This window comes from Blautia sp. AM47-4 (genome assembly GCF_003479865.1).
Taxonomy (GTDB): domain Bacteria; phylum Bacillota; class Clostridia; order Lachnospirales; family Lachnospiraceae; genus Fusicatenibacter; species Fusicatenibacter saccharivorans.
The window spans coordinates 1-15,802 of record NZ_QUHY01000044.1 but is presented as its reverse complement, the minus strand read 5'-3'; the positions used below and the strand labels follow the sequence as shown (position 1 = coordinate 15,802).

Sequence of the window (15,802 nt, the reverse complement as noted above, 5' to 3'; positions counted from 1 at the left end):
TCCAAGCATTGTAATCAGTGCACCGATAGACCAATATTTATGTGATTTCATTCAGATACCTCCTGCCGTTTTTCTTAATCATATACCTTTTAAAAGATATATACAAACTGGTATTTTGAATCAATCGACAAGCAGCTCGGATCTTCCACTATAAATTCATACCTTCAGCAAATAGGATATGGCAATAAAAATATATCCGGAGATTTCTCTTCCTACTGGATGCAGTCATCCTTAAAGATTTCACCAGTAGAACAAGTTGAACTTTTGAAAAATTTATATCGAAACAACTTCAACTTTACTCCTGCTAATATTCATGCCGTCAAAAATTCCATCCATCTTACCGCCTCTGAAAATGGAGAATTTATGGAAAAACCGGAACCGGACGAGTGAACGGGCAGGATATAAATGGCTGGTTTATAGGTTTTATAGAAAGCCAAAATAATACATACTTTTTCTCCACAAATATTCAAAGCGAACAACGTGCAACTGGTAGTAAAGCATCAGATGGTGCTTTATCTACTCGTATTGATTCGTCACATAAATATAAGCATCTTCCAACGTTGCAGGAATTGACATACACTCCAATTCTGGCTGTATTTCAGAAATCACTCTTAACTGCAATCCCCCCTCAACATACTGTTAGATGTAATACGATACTTCTGTTCCACTTCTCTTGCTTTTCTCTCATCAGGTACTTTGCAAATCCAGATTTTCCCCTGTGCTTCTTCTGTCAAATTCTTCATAGAACCCGCATACAGAAATCGACCTTTATGCATAATTGCAAGCTGATTGCAGGTGGCAGCTAAGTCTTCTACCACATGAGTTGAAAACAAAACCGTTCTGTTTTCAGAAAATCTACTAACAAATTGCGGATGCGAATACGTTCCTCCGGATCTAAACCGGTAGTTGGCTCATCCACAATTAAAAATTCCGGTTCATTTAAAAGCGCCTGCACCAATCCTACCCGTCGCTTCATACCGCCTGATAACTGCTTCATTTTCTTCTTACGATGTTCTATAAGACTGGTCTTTTTCAAATAATAATCTATCCGCTTTCTACATTCTGCTTTCGGAACACCTGCCAGATCTCCCATATACTCCAAACACTCCTGAACCGTCAAATTAGGATACAGTTCAATTTCCTGTGGTAAATACCCTATCTTTCTTTGGATTTTTTCATAGTTTCCTTCGCTATACAAAATTCCGTCTAATGTAACCATTCCGTTTGTAGGTTTAAGCACAGTGGTCAAAACTCTCATCAAAGTTGTCTTTCCCGCTCCATTTTCTCCCAATAGTCCAAATATCCCATTCGGTATATCTAAATCTGCATGGTCGATTGCTGTGACACTATTCTTAAATCTTACCGTTAAATCCTCAATATGAATACTCATAAATTTACCCTCTCTTTCTTACGATCTTCGGCAATGCCAGTAACAAAATCAGTCCGATACAAATACACAAGCCTTTCCCATACAGCCATGTAATATCGGCAGTATTTTCTATATCTCTAAAAGAATAAGAAAACAGATTCCATGCTCCAAAAAGTTTATCTCCACCTGTGGAATTTGTTGCTACCCATATCAAAAGACTGCTTCCAATTCCCATCCACATATTGCGAAAAAGCATAGACAATGTATTAGCCAATATTCCCCAAAAGAAAATAGTTACTACAATCGCCCCAAAACAGGTAATAAACTGAAGTATTTCACTTTCTGTTACTGGATGTGTAATTGGTTTCTGAAACGCAAAAAACAATCCATATCCAAGAACAGCGAGCAGCAGCAAAAAAGTTCCCTGTATCATCAGTCTCTGTATAATAGAATAGATTCTCTTTTTTATCTGATACAGTCTCTGAACTTCGGAACGGTTGCTTGTAATTTCCTGCACATAAGTATCTGCACAAAAAACAGCAGTCAATATCGCAAAAGGCGGCTCTATGGATAGTCCTATTTCATACGTGAAAACAACTGCACGAATCACACTTAAAATTACAACAAAGGATACTGCATAAGCAATTTTATAAAATGGCAGAACAATCTTCATTTCCTTCTTCATTTATATTCGCCTCCGCTTCCAAATCTGTATCGAAATCAGTATAATTACTACCGATACAATAATAAGAAAACTTTGATTTAAGAGCGCCATCGGGGGCGGTGTCGTATCAAAAAGCTGCCCCGGAAATCGTACCATGATTGCCAAAGGTTTGCCCCAATATCCGTAAACTCCCTCTGCATTAGTTCCGCCCAAATTGGAATACACCATATAAAGAATCAAAAGTGGTACACCCGGAAGTGGATTTTTAAATATGAGTGAAATCAATGTATATATACTCACAATCATCAGCATATTAGGCAATATATAAAGTACCGTAGAAGCCACAAAATCCCATAGTCGCACTTCAAATCCACTATCCTTTGTATAGATGCGGCACAATACCCAAAACAGTATATTCAAAATAGTTAGCACAAGCAAACAAATTGTAAATCCTGCACTCACTTTTCCCATTACATACTTCCCGGCAGTCACAGGCTTTGTATGCAACAATTCATAAGTATGCTTTTTTGTATCTTGTAAAAATAAAACCGCCAACATAATAATTGCAAAAAACACCATATACAGACCCGCAAAATCAGCAAATTTTCTTGCGTAATAAAAAGAAAATGTCTTATCTTCCAATTTTTTATCTAGATATGCGTTGATTTCTTCTGCCGTTCCCTTATAATACGTACTGTCCTCGTATAAATACCTTGCCCCGTACCAGTCATATTCCTGCTCCAAATACGCATAGGCCTCTTTTAAATTCATGCTTTCCAGCTTTTCAATGACATTCTGTGCTTCTGAATCCGTCAATCCAAACACATCCGTTAATTTTATTTTTACCTTTTCATGCCATACCTCTCTGTGCTTTTCAGGCGTGGCTGGAATATAGCCCTCATACACTTCTCCTTCAACCGAAGTGTTGGACTGATCATTGATGATTTTCTCCCCCGTTGTAAGATAATGTGTGGTTAAATATGGACTTGTCGCATTAAACACACCATAAATCACAAGCAGAACACCTACCCAAAATAACGGTCGCTTTAGATAATTCATAATCTCTCTTTTAAAAATAGCAATCATACGTATTCCTCCTTTCCTTCGTTATAGACATCATAAAATATAAATCACAACAAAAAGACAACAGCATAAAAAAATCGGACCGCTCATGCAATCCGATGAAATACTGCTGTTATTACAGCTCCACTCTGTTTTTCATTTTCTATCAGTAACTGACCACCATGCTTTTCACAATACAATCTGCTGATATACATGCCCATTCCTGAATGTTTCAAACTGTCTTTCACATTTTGCTGATAAAAAAGCTCTGTTGCCTTTTGCTTATCTATTGTAAATCCCACTCCATCATCCTTTATTCTGATCTGTAATTCAGAACAGGTAAGAAACACTTCCATTTCCACTTTTGTCTTGGCGTAACGAAAGGCATTTGACAAAAGGTTTTCTATAACCTCTAAAATCACTTCCTTATCTCCTGAAAATTTTTCTTCTGTTTCCGAACATTCTAATTCATATAGCTTTCCAAATTTTTTCCTAAACACGTTCATCTCTGCCCGTACGTCTATTTCTACCTGTTTACTGGTAATTTCTTCTGCTACTAACTCCCTTGTATCTAACTGCTCATCTTTCGCATAGTTTCCACAAAGATATCCATACGTTCAATCTGTTTTTTGCTTTCATTTACCATTTCTAAGGCTTGCTCCATGTTTATCTCTTTCTTCGGAAGATATTCTGAAAGCATTTCCTGATACCCCTCCAGCACAGAGAGCGGAGAACGTATATCATGTGCAATGGCAGCCCGCAAAGCCTTTTCTTCCTCAAGCATTTTCCATAACTGTTGATTATTCTCTGCCAGCTGTCCTCTCATTCGTTCAAACTCTTTGCACAATCCGCCCATCTCATCTTCATTTTCATAAGTGATATGGAAATCTAAATTATTTCGACCAACTTGTCGGGAAGCCAGTTCTAATTCTTCGATAGGGCATTTCAGTTTATGCTTATAAAAAAGAAATACCGCTATAATACTCCCTGCAACAGATACGATAAGCACTGTAAATGTCTGAAGAAAATCACATATTTCCGATACATGATAATCAAATTCTTTCATTTCATAAGAATGTGGTCTCGGAACATCTGGCAAATACCTTCTACCATCCCCTTCAGCCATTTCAAAATATTCTTCTTGGTCTACATAATTCCACCAAATGTTGTTTTGTACTGTGCTTGCTATTCGCATAATTAGTGCTGAAAGATAAAAACTAATTATTAAACTAATTATCATATACAAAACAATGGTTTTCCTTAACGAAAGATTTTTTATTTTGCCCATTTATATCCCCTCCCCCATACCGTTGCAATATATTCGTGTTCCGAATACATTTTCATTTTCTTGCGGATTCTGCGAATCAACTCCGTAACCACCCGGCTGTCCCCTTCTGCATCATATCCGCCAATCTTCTCATAGATTCGTTCTTTATCAAATACCATTTCAGGGTTCATAGACAAAAATTCTATGATCTCATACTCTAATTTCGTAAGCTCTAAAGCATTCCCTTTAATATGTACACATTTACTGGCATAGTCAATCACTAATTCTCCATAAAACCTTTGTTCTTTTTTCCTATGTAAACGTTCTTCACGTTTCAAATGGGCAATAATTCTAGCATCTAATTCTTTCAAACTAAATGGTTTTAAAACATAATCATCACCACCAGACAACAATCCCATTACTCGATCCTGTTCTTCTACTTTTGCAGTCAAAAAAATAATCGGACAGGAAACCATATCTCTGATTCTTCTGCACACTTCAATTCCGTCCATTCCCGGCATATTTACGTCCAATAAAATAATATCGGGATTTGCACTTATCTTTTCCATTGCTTCTATGCCATTTTCTGCAATCATTACCGTATAATTCTTCAATGTAAAGTATTGATTCAGCATTTTTAGCAATTCTCTATCATCATCAACCATTAAAATTTTATAGTTCATAAATTTCACCTCTGGCTCTAATGTTATCTTTTCCTTATAGTATAGCTTATAAAAAACAACAAATAAACAACAATTCCTAAAAGGCAACAGCCTTTCTAAACTGCCGCCTTTTCTCCTTCATTTTATTTCCATTATTGATAAACCATCTCTGTATCCACAATCTCCCTTGCACACGATTATATATTGTTCATTCTCGCTACCCATTCCATCTGATTTTCTGCCTTTAACTGTTCCGTGATCCCCTGTGCCTGTTTCATCTGCTCTACAATTCTTTCAAACCTTAAATACTTATAGTCATCTGTATCCAAACAAACAAGCCGAAGTCGCACAACAACTTGAAAATCTTATCAACGGAACAACAGTCCCAGATAGTAGCCAACTGGCAGATGTAGCCAATAAAAAGAAAAATCTCTGAAAAACCTTATCAAGGCTTTCCAGAGATGTAGTAACTATTCATATTCAATGGATCTCTTTTTAAATTTACCAGGAAGTCTTTTGTAAATCCTTTACCTCTTTTGATTCGTAATCATACTGGTACATATCTAAAATTTCAGCATCCATCATACTCCATGATCCATCTGTACTTTTTATATTTTTATAATACACATATTGAGTCTTTGTTCCTTCTTGATTATCACGATCATACATTAGATATCTAATCTGCGTTTCATCTTCGTAGGTAACAATATAGCTATACCCCTTTGCATTATAGTCTTTTCTATATTCTGCATCAGTTTCCTTTATATAGGTTTGATATATTTTTTGATAGCCTTCGTCTATTTTCTTGATTTTTTTTGAATCTTGTTGACTTTCGATTGTCATATCGTTTTGACGTGATTCATTTTTATCGTCATCTTGATGTTCTGATTTTTTCTCTAAATACCCATACTTTTTAGCTATATATTTATCTATATATTCCTGCTGTGTAGTTGAAGCATTTATATCATCTATTCCATCTGCATTTCTTAAGAACCGAAGAACCAGAATATTTTCTTCTTTATACAGTCTATACGATGGTTTATCTAACCACACAGGAGTTTTAACTATCACGGTTCCATTACTATTATAATGTTCTGAATCTTCATTTAACATGGTCACAAATATCCCCAATGCCATTGTTAGCACTACAATTATTCCGACTGCCCATAAAAAAATTCTTTTCAATAAAGATTTCTTTTTGTTCTTCTTTATTGTCCTAGACAAAACACACGTCCATATAATATTCAAACATTGTAGAATTAAAAATTGTATGATAGGAACTGTTCTTATAAACCATAAACGAAAAATCTCTCCATTTGATAAAGGATATCCGATTTTAATGCCAGTATATATCAATGAAACAATAATAGTAATCATCGTAACAACCACCAATGCCTTCATTTTAAAAGACATTTTATTTTCCGTTTCTAACTGTTCTGTTTCTATATCTTGAATAAAACTTCTAAGCAACAGTAATTCATTTTCAGATAGAACATTTTTATTGATCAATATAACTTTATTGTCTTTACGAACCAAATAAATATGATTTTCAATCTCTCCCTTATTAACAAATGAACTCCAATAATTATGTGTAGCTCCAGCCTGTGTGACTATATCCACACCTTCTTTTGAAAACACATATTTTCGCTCATTATTCATTTTCTGTTTTTCTTTATTTATGATTGCTCTCATAAATACTTTTTGTAATTTTTCTACACTTAAACCTATTGCAGCAAATCCAATACTTAACAATAAAAATATCCATGCAAATAATATATGAAACAAGTATGAATAAAATGCTAAAGAAAAGATATAAAAAGCACCCACCAAAGTTGTACCTTTGATTACTCTATTAGTCTTTATAGTTTTTAACGAACTAAGATGCATTAAAATATTGTTTACTTCTTCGTCTATATTTAAGTGATATATAATTTTCTGATCATGAAATTCTTCAACTACCATTCTTGATTTCTCCCTTCACACGATACTGATATTCCGGGACATTGTTTCTATCCTCTTTCCGGATTTCATTCCCTAAATATTGAAAACTCCCATCTTCTTTGAATTTCACTGTTAAATCATGCGTAATAAGAGCATCATCACAGATAACCATGTCGCATACTGCATTTACCGTTAATGTAACCGTACCATCTGGATTTTCTCTTACTTCCACCACCTCCGGCACAGAAGTCCCAAAAAAGTTAGGGGCATAATTACCACATCCCAACGGTGCCCATGCATACATTTTTGCTTCTTCATCAAATTCCGATTTGCACTTCAAATCGTTTTCTTTATTCTATCATAGCATCCATTATTCCGCCATCAGTCTTTCGAACCAGGTATCCATGACAATGATAAACTGGCCTGCTCCTGGCAATTCTTGTAGCATTTCGTCAAGAGTTTTCTGTTTCACATATTTCTGCACATACACCCAACAGGCAATGCTACTGGCTTCTGATACAATGTCAGCTATGGTTTTGCGTATAAGCTCTTCAAATTCAGTAATTTCTTCTTTTGGGACAACATCATACAGTGTTGGTGCCTGATGACTTAATTTTACGCCATTTTCATTTGCATCTTTAAGCAGATTCTTAACTTTTTCTCTTGAATCCTCCGGTACTTTCATGTACTCCCACATAAATGCTACCACATCGGACGGTGTGTCTTTTTAAGTGGTGGTAACTGAATATAATCATTGTTTTCGCTCATTTTCATATCCTCCTCACGATATAATAAAATCAATAATACGTTCTCTTGTCATGTCCAGTACAGTATCTACGAACACTCCTGCAAACAGGATCAGATACAGAATTACACTCAGCGAAAACAGAAATGCAACCTGTACCCAGTCATGGTAACAGTATGCAGTTGCTATAATCAACAAAGTGAATATAAACCCAAGGATCCCTCTGACAACCGCATAAGTCTGTACTGTCATCTTTACTGCCAGGCCGATCACAAAAAGGATCAGCCATACTGGCAGTAATAATATCTTCCCAGCAAATTTTAAAATAAACATGTGCACCTCCTATCTTACCAGTCCTGGCATATCATGGTTCACCTCTGCCTGATAATACCCGTTCATCGTTGACGGTGCATTAAACAGGGCTGCTAACAAATATTTCTTGATATTCTTCACCTTTGTGGTGTTACCACTCATACAGTGTAAGACATACTCGATATGTGAATAGGTCAACATCAGAAATTTTTTCTTCACCAGTGATGCCGGATACCAGTTGCTGGCAATCAATATCTTGTCGTTTTTACACATCACAGTCTCTACGATCAGGTTCACGATTTCATCTACCTGTCGCATATCGTCATGATGGGTTACTTCCAGTGATTCATAATCAATGGTCTCTTTGACAAGGTTTTCATAAGCCTGATAATCCTCAGAGTGATTATCGCTATCAAATCTTTTCTCATCCACAGATATGATATGATTAGATTTATTATCATTCATTTCAGTATCACTAAGATTAGTATTATTAGGGTTTGAAATGTAAACTTCTTGAAGTTTGTTTTCGGGACTTCTAGAAGTTTGATTTTGGGACTTCATGAAGTTTGAATTGTAAACTTCTGTAGATTCCTCATTTTCCACAGAAGTTTGTTTTTTAAACTTCTTTAATTCCTCTCCAAATTTTTTCTCATCTGTTTTCTCAGGCATAAAGGTTTTCACGTAGATAACGTTCACCTTTCCAAATCCCTGTCTGCGTTTCTCAATCAGACCAATCCCTGTTTCGTCATCCAGTTCTCTCATGGATTTAATGGCTTTATTTCTGCCACAGTTCAGTAATTCCATGATATCTTCGATGGAAAAGTAGATATATGCTCTGTTTTTGTCGTCAAACCACTGATTCTTGATGGAAAGAGACATTCGATCCAACATCAGTCCATATAAAATTTTAGCATCGCTCGATAAATCTTTAAAATAACTGTCTGTAAATAATGCTTTTGGTATGCGGTAGAAGCTGAACTGATCAGCTTCGGTACCGTAAAAATAATTAAATGTCATTTTTTTCTCCATAGTTTCCTCCTTTCATTTTCTGCTAAGAAGTCCTCTTTTTAAACTTCTTTGACTTTGTTTTCTTAGCATTTTCTATCCTTAACAGGACTGTTCCTGCATCCATTTTTCTAATAATGATTCAATCACCTGCTCCATATCTTTGGCTGTATAATCATCCGGAAAGTACTTTGTCAGTTTCTTTTCTGAGAAAGTAAGAGACCGGGATACTTTCTTTGCCATCACACAGTTATTGAAAATTGATAACATCTGGATCTGATTGATTGGTCCATCATTCAGCTGATTTCTGAGTGCTGCAATCTGTTTTGGTTTGATAAATCCTGTGTCGCAGATATATTCGTAAATCCATCCCTGTACTTCCTTATCGATGTAAGAGATATCTACAGCAACCGTGAATTGAAGCTTTTTGTTATCTACCAGATCAAGAAGTTCAGGAATCAATTCTGTCAGGCGAATGTAACGCTGAATCTGTTTAGAACTTTCTCCAACTTGCTCTGCTAATACATCCCTAGATACAGTTCCTATTAAATTCTGGTCATTTTGGCCAGAATTACTTTTTGGTCTTCCTGCTTGTCTTTTCATAGCTGCTAATTTCATCTTATAAGCAAAAGCTTTCTCACTCGGCAACAGTTCCTCTCGCTGAATGTTAGCGTCCACCATCGCCACAATGGCATCATCATCCGATAATTCTCTTACGATTGCCGGAATAGTCGTAAGTCCTGCAAGCTGTGCTGCATGCATTCTTCTGTGACCGGATACCATTTCATATTCTTCATTTTCATCCATGCGAAGCAGTACCGGAGTCAGTACTCCATTGATCTTTACACTTTCAACCAGATCCTGCATCTTTTCATCATCCAGCACCTTGAACGGATGATTCTTAAACGGATGGATCTTACTAATTTCTATCTCCATTGCTGACTCTTCATTTACCACACCAAGCAGTTCATCAATACTTGCCAGTTTAATCTTTTCGCCACTTCTATTTTTCATTACTCAAAACCTCCTGTGTCAATTTCATATATGCCTCGGCAACTTTTCCTTTCGGACAGTGCATGTAAATACTTTTTCCCTCTGCACTGGTCTCAGCTGCTTTTACAGACATCGGGATCACATTTTCAAATACTTCAATCTGGCTTCCGTAGGTTGTATGTACTCTCGATGCAATGTCTCTTGCGTAATTGGTTCTGAAATCTACCATAGTCAGGAGAATGCCCTCAATCGCCAGTTTCCGGTTCAGTCTTTTCTTTACTGTAAGAATGGTCTTGATCAGCTGCTGAAGTCCTTTAACAGGCAGATATGCGGCCTGTACAGGTATCAGCACAGAATCAGAGGAGACCAGTGCATTGATTGTCATCATACCAAGGCTTGGCATACAGTCGATCAGGATATAATCGTATCGGCATCTTATCGCATCGATATATTCCTTCATGATCATTTCTCTGCTCATAACATTTCCCATCGTTACTTCCAGGGCAGAAAGCTCAATATTTGCCGGAAGTAGATCTACATTTTCCTGGTGATGTAAGATACCATCTTCCAGAGAGATTTCTTCTTCGTTGATGACATCCATCATGATCGTTGCCAGTGTGATGCGAAGATCATCCGGTTCCTCATATCCAAGACTTGCTGTTAAACTTCCCTGTGGATCCGCGTCAATCAGCAACACTTTCTTACCTTCTCTTGCCAGTCCAATGCCTACATTTACGGTTGTGGTGGTCTTTCCAACGCCGCCTTTCTGGTTTACTACGGATATAACTTTACACATGATTTCTTCCTCCTTTAACTTTCCCATGATTCTTTTTTCCATAATTTCAACAGTGCCAGTATTTCCCGCTTCATCATTGCCGGTGTATAGGAATTCGGAAAATACTTATGTAGCTGTTCGTTTGTGAAAGCCACTCTTGTGATTTCACCCTTTTTAACCTCACACATGATTTCTTCCATCTTTTCCAGTGACAACTGCTTTTCTTTACTCATTTGCCGGATCCTCTGGGCCTGTGAGAGTGATGGGATTGCCTGTGCATACTCCATTGCTACAAGCAGTTCCTTTTGCTCTTTTTCACTTAATGCAGCTATCTCTACAGCCGGACAAAAAGAAATGATCTCATCATCCAGTTTCTGCAGCATTTCCGGTATCAGTTTTGTCAGTGAGATATAACGCTGCACTTGTTTTGGGCTATCACCACAATCTTCACTGATGATTTCTATTGCCCGCTTTCTTGGTGTTTTGTGGTCAACTTGGCTCTTTTTTCGACCACTTTTTCTTTTTAATACGTCATTCTTCAGTTTGTAAGCAAAAGCTTTTTCACTGTAGCTGATCCGTTCTCTGTGAAGATTAGAATCTACCATGCTTAAAATGGAATCATCTTCACTTAATACCCGGATGATTACTGGTACTTTACGGTATCCCAGTTTCTCCGCAGCATGTTTTCTTCTGTGACCGGATATGATCTCATAGTATCCATCCGGTACTGGTCTGACGATTAGCGGATTTAAAATTCCATACTTCTCAATGCTTTCCTGCAGAAGAAACATTTCCTTATCATCTTTTACTTGAAACGGGTGCTCTTTGAACGGACGAAGACGCTCAATCTCAATTTCTATGATTCTTTCTTCGTTTTCTCCTGATTGTCTGTTTGGCTCAGTCATCTTGACTCCTTTCCTCCAGGATTCAGAAAATAAAAAATGCCTGCCTGGAACTTTTATAGATAGTAAAGTTCCAAACAGACATTGCTGTTTGACCATTAGCTGTAGCTAATAGAATTAAATACTGTTTCAGCTAATTCATGTTTGCAGGTTTGGGAGAGATTGTTTCTTTTCCCGCCTTTTCTCTGATTTACATCCCCGAATAAGGGGTGACAACGGAGCGGAACCCAAATGTTAGCTGGACTTCTTAAAACCCATGTTTGCAAACCGGTAATTTTGATTAGCTGTCAGCTAACAAAAATCGGATTGCGTTAGCTGGAAATTGATCATTTTGAATGGAATTTTGTGTCACGAACGTGATTTGAAAATAACAAAAGCGTTCGTTGTCAGCTAATCCAGCTAACATTTTCGAACGCTTTGAAGCCCGTCGCCAAGAGGATTTGAACCTCCGACCCCTCGCTTAGGAGTACGGCTTACCATGTGATACACGGTTCGGATGTAACTTCCAATATCATCCCTTACGCAGAATGACTTGTAGTAAACGAACTTTATGGTGCAAAACACCTATTCTGACGCAGTTTTATGTGTCCGTTGGGTGGTCCTATTAGCAAATTCTTAGCAAGAGGACACCCAGCCAAAGCCGATTGCTACTGCCATTCTTCACTCCCTTAGTCAAAATGACAAGGCAAATACATGGAGGTTACTATGGACAAGAAAGAGAAAAAGTCACTGCCGGAACCGCGCACATATACCGTGGAACAGATCGCGGCCATGCTCAACATTGGCCGCACAACCGCATATCAGCTCGTCAAGCAGGAGGAGTTCAGGATCGTCCGCATAGGAAATGCAATCCGCGTTTCCAAGAAATCTTTTGACGAGTGGCTGGAAAGTTTGGAATTGTGAATATCGCAAGAAACGCCGTAGGCTCAAAAAACCTATGGCGTTTTTTATACCCATTTTTGAAGGAGGCTGGCAATGAAACTGACGGAAGCAGAAATGAGGATGGTGTTTCAGATTGAAAGTACCAATCAGAACGCTGCCCTGAATGAGATTTACATGACATGGCGCTATGCACCGAACCCGGCAACGAAAGAAACGGCGGAAGGTCTTCTGGACAAGCTCCGCCCACTGTCGGATCAGGAGTGCATGGATTTGATCCGCAAGGTGCAGGCCGAATACCGTCTGCCGGAGAAAGCCCGCACCATCGGGGAAATGCTGGCAGAGGCCAGACAGAAATCCGGGGCGCAGAAGTTATCCGGCCATGACATTATGGCTTTGGAGCGTTTCGACCCGGCGACCAGACACATGATTGTCTTTGATGTTCTTACCCATGACTCGCCTGTTGGCTGGAAGGGTGAGAAAATGCGCCTGTTCCTGACCGACGCCGGATACAGCAAGGCTTTGGAAAATCAGGAAAAGGGGCATATCAAAATCCGCAACCATGCGAAGGTGCTTTCCGGCGACCTCCACTATGACCATAAAGACCGTGAGAGGTAGCCGACTGAAAACTGTATCAAAATCAGTGGGATATCTTCTGTTTCTTCCTCTGTGGCTTGCGTTCTGAACGGGGCGTGGATGTTTTCCCATGCAGGAGGCTATGGAGGCACACAGACGGGTAAACCGCTCAAAATCAACACTTTTTATTTTCACAGGAAGGAGGTGCGAAGATGGCTGTTTTTCGTATTGAAAAGACCCGTGATTATACGGTCATGTCGAACTATCACTTGAAAGATCGGACGCTGACCCTGAAATCCAAAGGGCTACTGTCCATGATGTTGTCGCTCCCTGACGAGTGGAATTATACCACCAGAGGTCTTGCGGCGATCTGCCGGGAAGGTGTGGACAGCATCGGTGCGGCGTTGAAGGAGCTGGAAACCCACGGGTATATCCGGCGCACACAGCTTCGGGATGAAAAAGGCAAGATCACGGATACCGAGTATGTGATTTACGAAATGCCTCAGTGCGAGCCGCCGTCAAGCCAGGTACGCCTTTACCGGGTACGGCAAAGCCATATACGGAAAACCCGGATATGGGTATCCCGGATACGGCGGAACCGTGTACGGAAAAACCCGCACAATTAAATACTAATCAAACAAAGACTGATTTATCAAGTACGGAGATATCAAATCCTATCCAATCAAATCCCCCTACCCCCGCAGAGGCAAGGATGGGAACGGATCGGATGGGAGCCAGAGAATGTTATCGTGAAGTGATTTTGGATAACATCGAGTACAGCTATCTGGTGCAGGACAGCCACATCGACCGTGAGCAGCTTGACGAGATCGTTGACCTGATCGTGGATACCGTGTGTTCTGCCCGCAAAGTCATCCGCATTGCCGGAGACGATTATCCGGCGGAGGTGGTAAAGTCCCGGTTTATGAAGCTGGACAGTTCTCATGTTCAGTATGTCATGGACTGCATGAAGGACAACACCACCTATGTCCGCAATATCAAGCAATACCTTCTGGCGGCGCTGTATAACGCCCCGACCACCATCAACAGCTACTATTCTTCCCTGGTGCAGCACGATATGTACGGGGACGGGCAAAGGGGGCGAGGCTAAATGCAGGAGGAAGTAACGCGGGGCGCCGTAACGCTCATTGTTGACGGAGCCAAGCTAAGCGAGCAAGTCTTTGAAAAGGCCGTCAAAAAGTTCCTGGAGGAAATCCAGAAAAGCCAGAAGCCCAAAATCTACCGCGGCAGGCAGAGCCTTAAACAGCTTGCCAGCCAGAACGCCGGTCTTGCCAATATCGAGATCAGCGATAAGAATATCAAGGCTTTCTCCCGTGTGGCAAAGAAATATCATGTGGATTTTGCCTTGAAGAAAGACACCGCCGCAGAGCAGCCCCGTTACTTGGTCTTTTTCAAAAGCCGGGACGCGGATGCCATCACAGTGGCGTTTCAGGAGTTTGCCAGCCGGAAAATGAGCCGTGAGGAAAAGCCATCCATCCGGGAGCGGCTGACCCAGGCGAAGGAACAGGCGGCGGAGAAAACGGAACACCGCACCATTGACCGGGAGAAAGTAAAGGTCAAAGATCGGAGCGTGCAGAGATGAATATGAAAAAAATGTTTTTGCTGAACCTTCCGTATCTTCTGTTCGTGTATCCCTTCGATAAGCTGGCACAGGCTTTCCGGCTTGCGCCCGGTGCTAACCTCTCCGGCAAGCTGCTCTCCATTGGGGACGGCTTCACGGCAGCGCTTTCCTCCCCGTGGCTCAGTTTCCAGCCAACGGACCTTCTGATCGGTATAGCGGGTGCGGTGATCCTTCGCATGGCGGTCTATCTGAAAGGCAAGAACGCTAAGAAGTATCGCCACGGGATCGAGTATGGTTCTGCCCGCTGGGGGACAGCGGCGGATATCGCTCCCTACATGGACAAGGACTTTTTCCAGAACATCCCCATGACGCAGACGGAACGGATCACAATGGCGAGTCGTCCAAAGCAGCCGAAGTATGCCAGAAATAAAAACATTCTGGTGATCGGCGGTTCCGGCAGCGGCAAGACGCGGTTCTTCTGTAAGCCGTCGCTGCTACAAGCTCATTCGTCCTATGTCTGCACTGATCCGAAAGGGACCTTGCTGCCGGAGATCGGCGCTTTCCTGGAACGGAAGAAATACCGTATCAAGTGCCTCAACCTGATAAACTTCCGAAAATCCATGAAATACAATCCACTGGCTTACATTCGGTCAGAGAAAGATATCTTAAAGCTGGTGAATGCCCTAATTATGAACACGAAGGGTGAAGGCGAAAAATCTTCGGAAGATTTTTGGGTCAAAGCGGAACGCCTCTATTATTCCGCACTGATCGGCTACATCTGGTACGAGGCCACGGAGGAAGAAAAGAACTTCATCACGCTTCTGGACCTTATCAATGCCAGTGAAGCCAGAGAGGACGACGAGACTTATCAAAGCCCGGTGGACCTGCTCTTTTCTCAGTTGGAGGAACGGGAGCCGGACCACTTCGCCGTTAAGCAGTACCGCAAATTCAAGATGGCGGCGGGTGTAGTAAGTTTGAAGAGACTTCTTAATCAATCAATTTTAAAGAGTTGGAGCTCCAAAATGATTAAAAAGTCTCTTGAGGCTTATTTTTTTACCTTAAAGAACAAAA

The 15,802-nt window shown here is 40.0% G+C and carries 19 protein-coding genes and 4 pseudogenes; 7 read left to right on the top strand and 16 right to left on the bottom strand.

Annotated elements, in window-relative coordinates:
* Positions 1-51, bottom strand: a 51-nt coding sequence (locus DW965_RS22715; protein WP_442857836.1) for a DUF6219 family protein, incomplete at its 3' end; no start/stop codon positions are given.
* A gap of 45 nt (positions 52-96) precedes the next feature.
* On the opposite strand from DW965_RS22715, the gene DW965_RS22330 reads away from it, so the two are divergent.
* Entirely contained in the window at positions 97-390 is a 294-nt protein-coding gene (locus DW965_RS22330) for a penicillin-binding transpeptidase domain-containing protein (protein ID WP_081016920.1), read from the top strand.
* Positions 387-443 (top strand): annotated as a pseudogene (locus DW965_RS22710) (hypothetical protein); the annotation flags it as partial. The gene DW965_RS22330 and the pseudogene DW965_RS22710, both read left to right, overlap by 4 nt.
* Positions 444-516: 73 nt before the next feature.
* Here the strand turns inward: DW965_RS22710 and DW965_RS17350 are convergent.
* The 15 genes and pseudogenes from DW965_RS17350 to DW965_RS17285 form a co-directional block, all read right to left on the bottom strand.
* Positions 517-1,390 (bottom strand): annotated as a pseudogene (locus DW965_RS17350) (ABC transporter ATP-binding protein).
* A gap of 4 nt (positions 1,391-1,394) precedes the next feature.
* Entirely contained in the window at positions 1,395-2,054 is a 660-nt protein-coding gene (locus tag DW965_RS17345) for a hypothetical protein (protein WP_015521696.1), read from the bottom strand.
* Entirely contained in the window at positions 2,055-3,119 is a 1,065-nt protein-coding gene (locus DW965_RS17340) for an ABC transporter permease (protein ID WP_015521695.1), read from the bottom strand. It lies immediately after the preceding gene.
* Positions 3,120-3,202: 83 nt separating this feature from the next.
* Entirely contained in the window at positions 3,203-3,595 is a 393-nt protein-coding gene (locus DW965_RS20235; protein ID WP_243036677.1) for an ATP-binding protein, read from the bottom strand.
* 71 nt (positions 3,596-3,666) lie between these two features.
* On the bottom strand, positions 3,667-4,383 hold the full coding sequence (locus tag DW965_RS20230) for a histidine kinase dimerization/phospho-acceptor domain-containing protein (RefSeq protein WP_243036676.1): 717 nt from the start codon (positions 4,381-4,383) through the stop codon (positions 3,667-3,669).
* A complete protein-coding gene (locus tag DW965_RS17330; protein ID WP_025580965.1) occupies positions 4,371-5,045 on the bottom strand; it encodes a response regulator transcription factor in 675 nt (224 codons plus the stop codon). The genes DW965_RS20230 and DW965_RS17330 overlap by 13 nt, the downstream gene beginning before the upstream one ends.
* A 176-nt stretch (positions 5,046-5,221) precedes the next feature.
* Positions 5,222-5,329: pseudogene (locus DW965_RS17325) on the bottom strand (TnpV protein); the annotation flags it as partial.
* A gap of 196 nt (positions 5,330-5,525) precedes the next feature.
* Positions 5,526-6,986 (bottom strand): YcxB family protein, encoded by a 1,461-nt coding sequence (locus DW965_RS17320; protein ID WP_055182928.1) that lies wholly within the window; start codon positions 6,984-6,986, stop codon positions 5,526-5,528.
* Positions 6,976-7,305 (bottom strand): DUF6070 family protein, encoded by a 330-nt coding sequence (locus DW965_RS17315; protein WP_106492073.1) that lies wholly within the window; start codon positions 7,303-7,305, stop codon positions 6,976-6,978. The genes DW965_RS17320 and DW965_RS17315 overlap by 11 nt, the downstream gene beginning before the upstream one ends.
* Positions 7,306-7,335: 30 nt before the next feature.
* The gene (locus tag DW965_RS17310; RefSeq protein ID WP_119198634.1) at positions 7,336-7,650 is read right to left on the bottom strand and encodes a hypothetical protein; all 315 of its coding nucleotides are present in this window, start codon (positions 7,648-7,650) and stop codon (positions 7,336-7,338) included.
* Positions 7,651-7,746: 96 nt separating this feature from the next.
* On the bottom strand, positions 7,747-8,043 hold the full coding sequence (locus DW965_RS17305) for a hypothetical protein (RefSeq protein ID WP_008708038.1): 297 nt from the start codon (positions 8,041-8,043) through the stop codon (positions 7,747-7,749).
* Positions 8,044-8,052: 9 nt separating this feature from the next.
* A complete protein-coding gene (locus DW965_RS17300; protein ID WP_117762204.1) occupies positions 8,053-9,051 on the bottom strand; it encodes a DUF6017 domain-containing protein in 999 nt (332 codons plus the stop codon).
* A 78-nt stretch (positions 9,052-9,129) separates the two neighbouring features.
* A complete protein-coding gene (locus DW965_RS17295; RefSeq protein ID WP_015514764.1) occupies positions 9,130-10,041 on the bottom strand; it encodes a ParB/RepB/Spo0J family partition protein in 912 nt (303 codons plus the stop codon).
* Positions 10,031-10,816, bottom strand: a complete 786-nt coding sequence (locus tag DW965_RS17290) for a ParA family protein (RefSeq protein ID WP_055160152.1) — start codon at positions 10,814-10,816, stop codon at positions 10,031-10,033. Before DW965_RS17290 ends, DW965_RS17295 begins: the two co-directional genes overlap by 11 nt.
* A 14-nt stretch (positions 10,817-10,830) precedes the next feature.
* Positions 10,831-11,796, bottom strand: a complete 966-nt coding sequence (locus tag DW965_RS17285; RefSeq protein ID WP_117762203.1) for a ParB/RepB/Spo0J family partition protein — start codon at positions 11,794-11,796, stop codon at positions 10,831-10,833.
* A gap of 606 nt (positions 11,797-12,402) precedes the next feature.
* Between DW965_RS17285 and DW965_RS17275 the strand changes: the two genes are divergently transcribed.
* The 5 genes and pseudogenes from DW965_RS17275 to DW965_RS17255 all read left to right on the top strand — a co-directional run.
* Positions 12,403-12,600 (top strand): helix-turn-helix domain-containing protein, encoded by a 198-nt coding sequence (locus DW965_RS17275; RefSeq protein WP_114000934.1) that lies wholly within the window; start codon positions 12,403-12,405, stop codon positions 12,598-12,600.
* 72 nt (positions 12,601-12,672) lie between these two features.
* Positions 12,673-13,194, top strand: coding sequence for a DUF5720 family protein (locus DW965_RS22325; protein ID WP_117762202.1), 522 nt, complete (start codon positions 12,673-12,675; stop codon positions 13,192-13,194).
* A 170-nt stretch (positions 13,195-13,364) separates the two neighbouring features.
* A pseudogene (locus DW965_RS17265) lies at positions 13,365-14,260 on the top strand (DUF6017 domain-containing protein).
* Positions 14,261-14,752 carry a PcfB family protein gene (locus tag DW965_RS17260; RefSeq protein ID WP_117762200.1) on the top strand — a complete coding sequence of 164 codons (492 nt, stop codon included), beginning with the start codon at positions 14,261-14,263 and terminating at the stop codon, positions 14,750-14,752. It abuts the pseudogene before it with no gap.
* On the top strand, positions 14,749-15,802 hold a 1,054-nt coding region (locus tag DW965_RS17255), incomplete at its 3' end, for a type IV secretory system conjugative DNA transfer family protein (RefSeq protein WP_147398811.1). The genes DW965_RS17260 and DW965_RS17255, both read left to right, overlap by 4 nt.

Excerpts from the sequence above, each read along its gene's own strand:
- DW965_RS17320 (WP_055182928.1), bottom strand. The coding sequence starts at position 6,986 with ATGGTAGTTGAAGAATTTCATGATCAGAAAATTATATATCACTTAAAT.
- DW965_RS17275 (WP_114000934.1), top strand. The coding sequence starts at position 12,403 with ATGGACAAGAAAGAGAAAAAGTCACTGCCGGAACCGCGCACATATACC.
- DW965_RS17295 (WP_015514764.1), bottom strand. The coding sequence starts at position 10,041 with ATGAAAAATAGAAGTGGCGAAAAGATTAAACTGGCAAGTATTGATGAA.
- DW965_RS17330 (WP_025580965.1), bottom strand. The coding sequence starts at position 5,045 with ATGAACTATAAAATTTTAATGGTTGATGATGATAGAGAATTGCTAAAA.
- DW965_RS17310 (WP_119198634.1), bottom strand. The coding sequence starts at position 7,650 with ATGAAAGTACCGGAGGATTCAAGAGAAAAAGTTAAGAATCTGCTTAAA.
- DW965_RS17300 (WP_117762204.1), bottom strand. The coding sequence starts at position 9,051 with ATGGAGAAAAAAATGACATTTAATTATTTTTACGGTACCGAAGCTGAT.
- DW965_RS17260 (WP_117762200.1), top strand. The coding sequence starts at position 14,261 with ATGCAGGAGGAAGTAACGCGGGGCGCCGTAACGCTCATTGTTGACGGA.
- DW965_RS17340 (WP_015521695.1), bottom strand. The coding sequence starts at position 3,119 with ATGATTGCTATTTTTAAAAGAGAGATTATGAATTATCTAAAGCGACCG.
- DW965_RS17345 (WP_015521696.1), bottom strand. The coding sequence starts at position 2,054 with ATGAAGAAGGAAATGAAGATTGTTCTGCCATTTTATAAAATTGCTTAT.
- DW965_RS17290 (WP_055160152.1), bottom strand. The coding sequence starts at position 10,816 with ATGTGTAAAGTTATATCCGTAGTAAACCAGAAAGGCGGCGTTGGAAAG.
- DW965_RS17305 (WP_008708038.1), bottom strand. The coding sequence starts at position 8,043 with ATGTTTATTTTAAAATTTGCTGGGAAGATATTATTACTGCCAGTATGG.
- DW965_RS17285 (WP_117762203.1), bottom strand. The coding sequence starts at position 11,796 with ATGGTCAAACAGCAATGTCTGTTTGGAACTTTACTATCTATAAAAGTT.
- DW965_RS22325 (WP_117762202.1), top strand. The coding sequence starts at position 12,673 with ATGAAACTGACGGAAGCAGAAATGAGGATGGTGTTTCAGATTGAAAGT.
- DW965_RS20230 (WP_243036676.1), bottom strand. The coding sequence starts at position 4,383 with ATGGGCAAAATAAAAAATCTTTCGTTAAGGAAAACCATTGTTTTGTAT.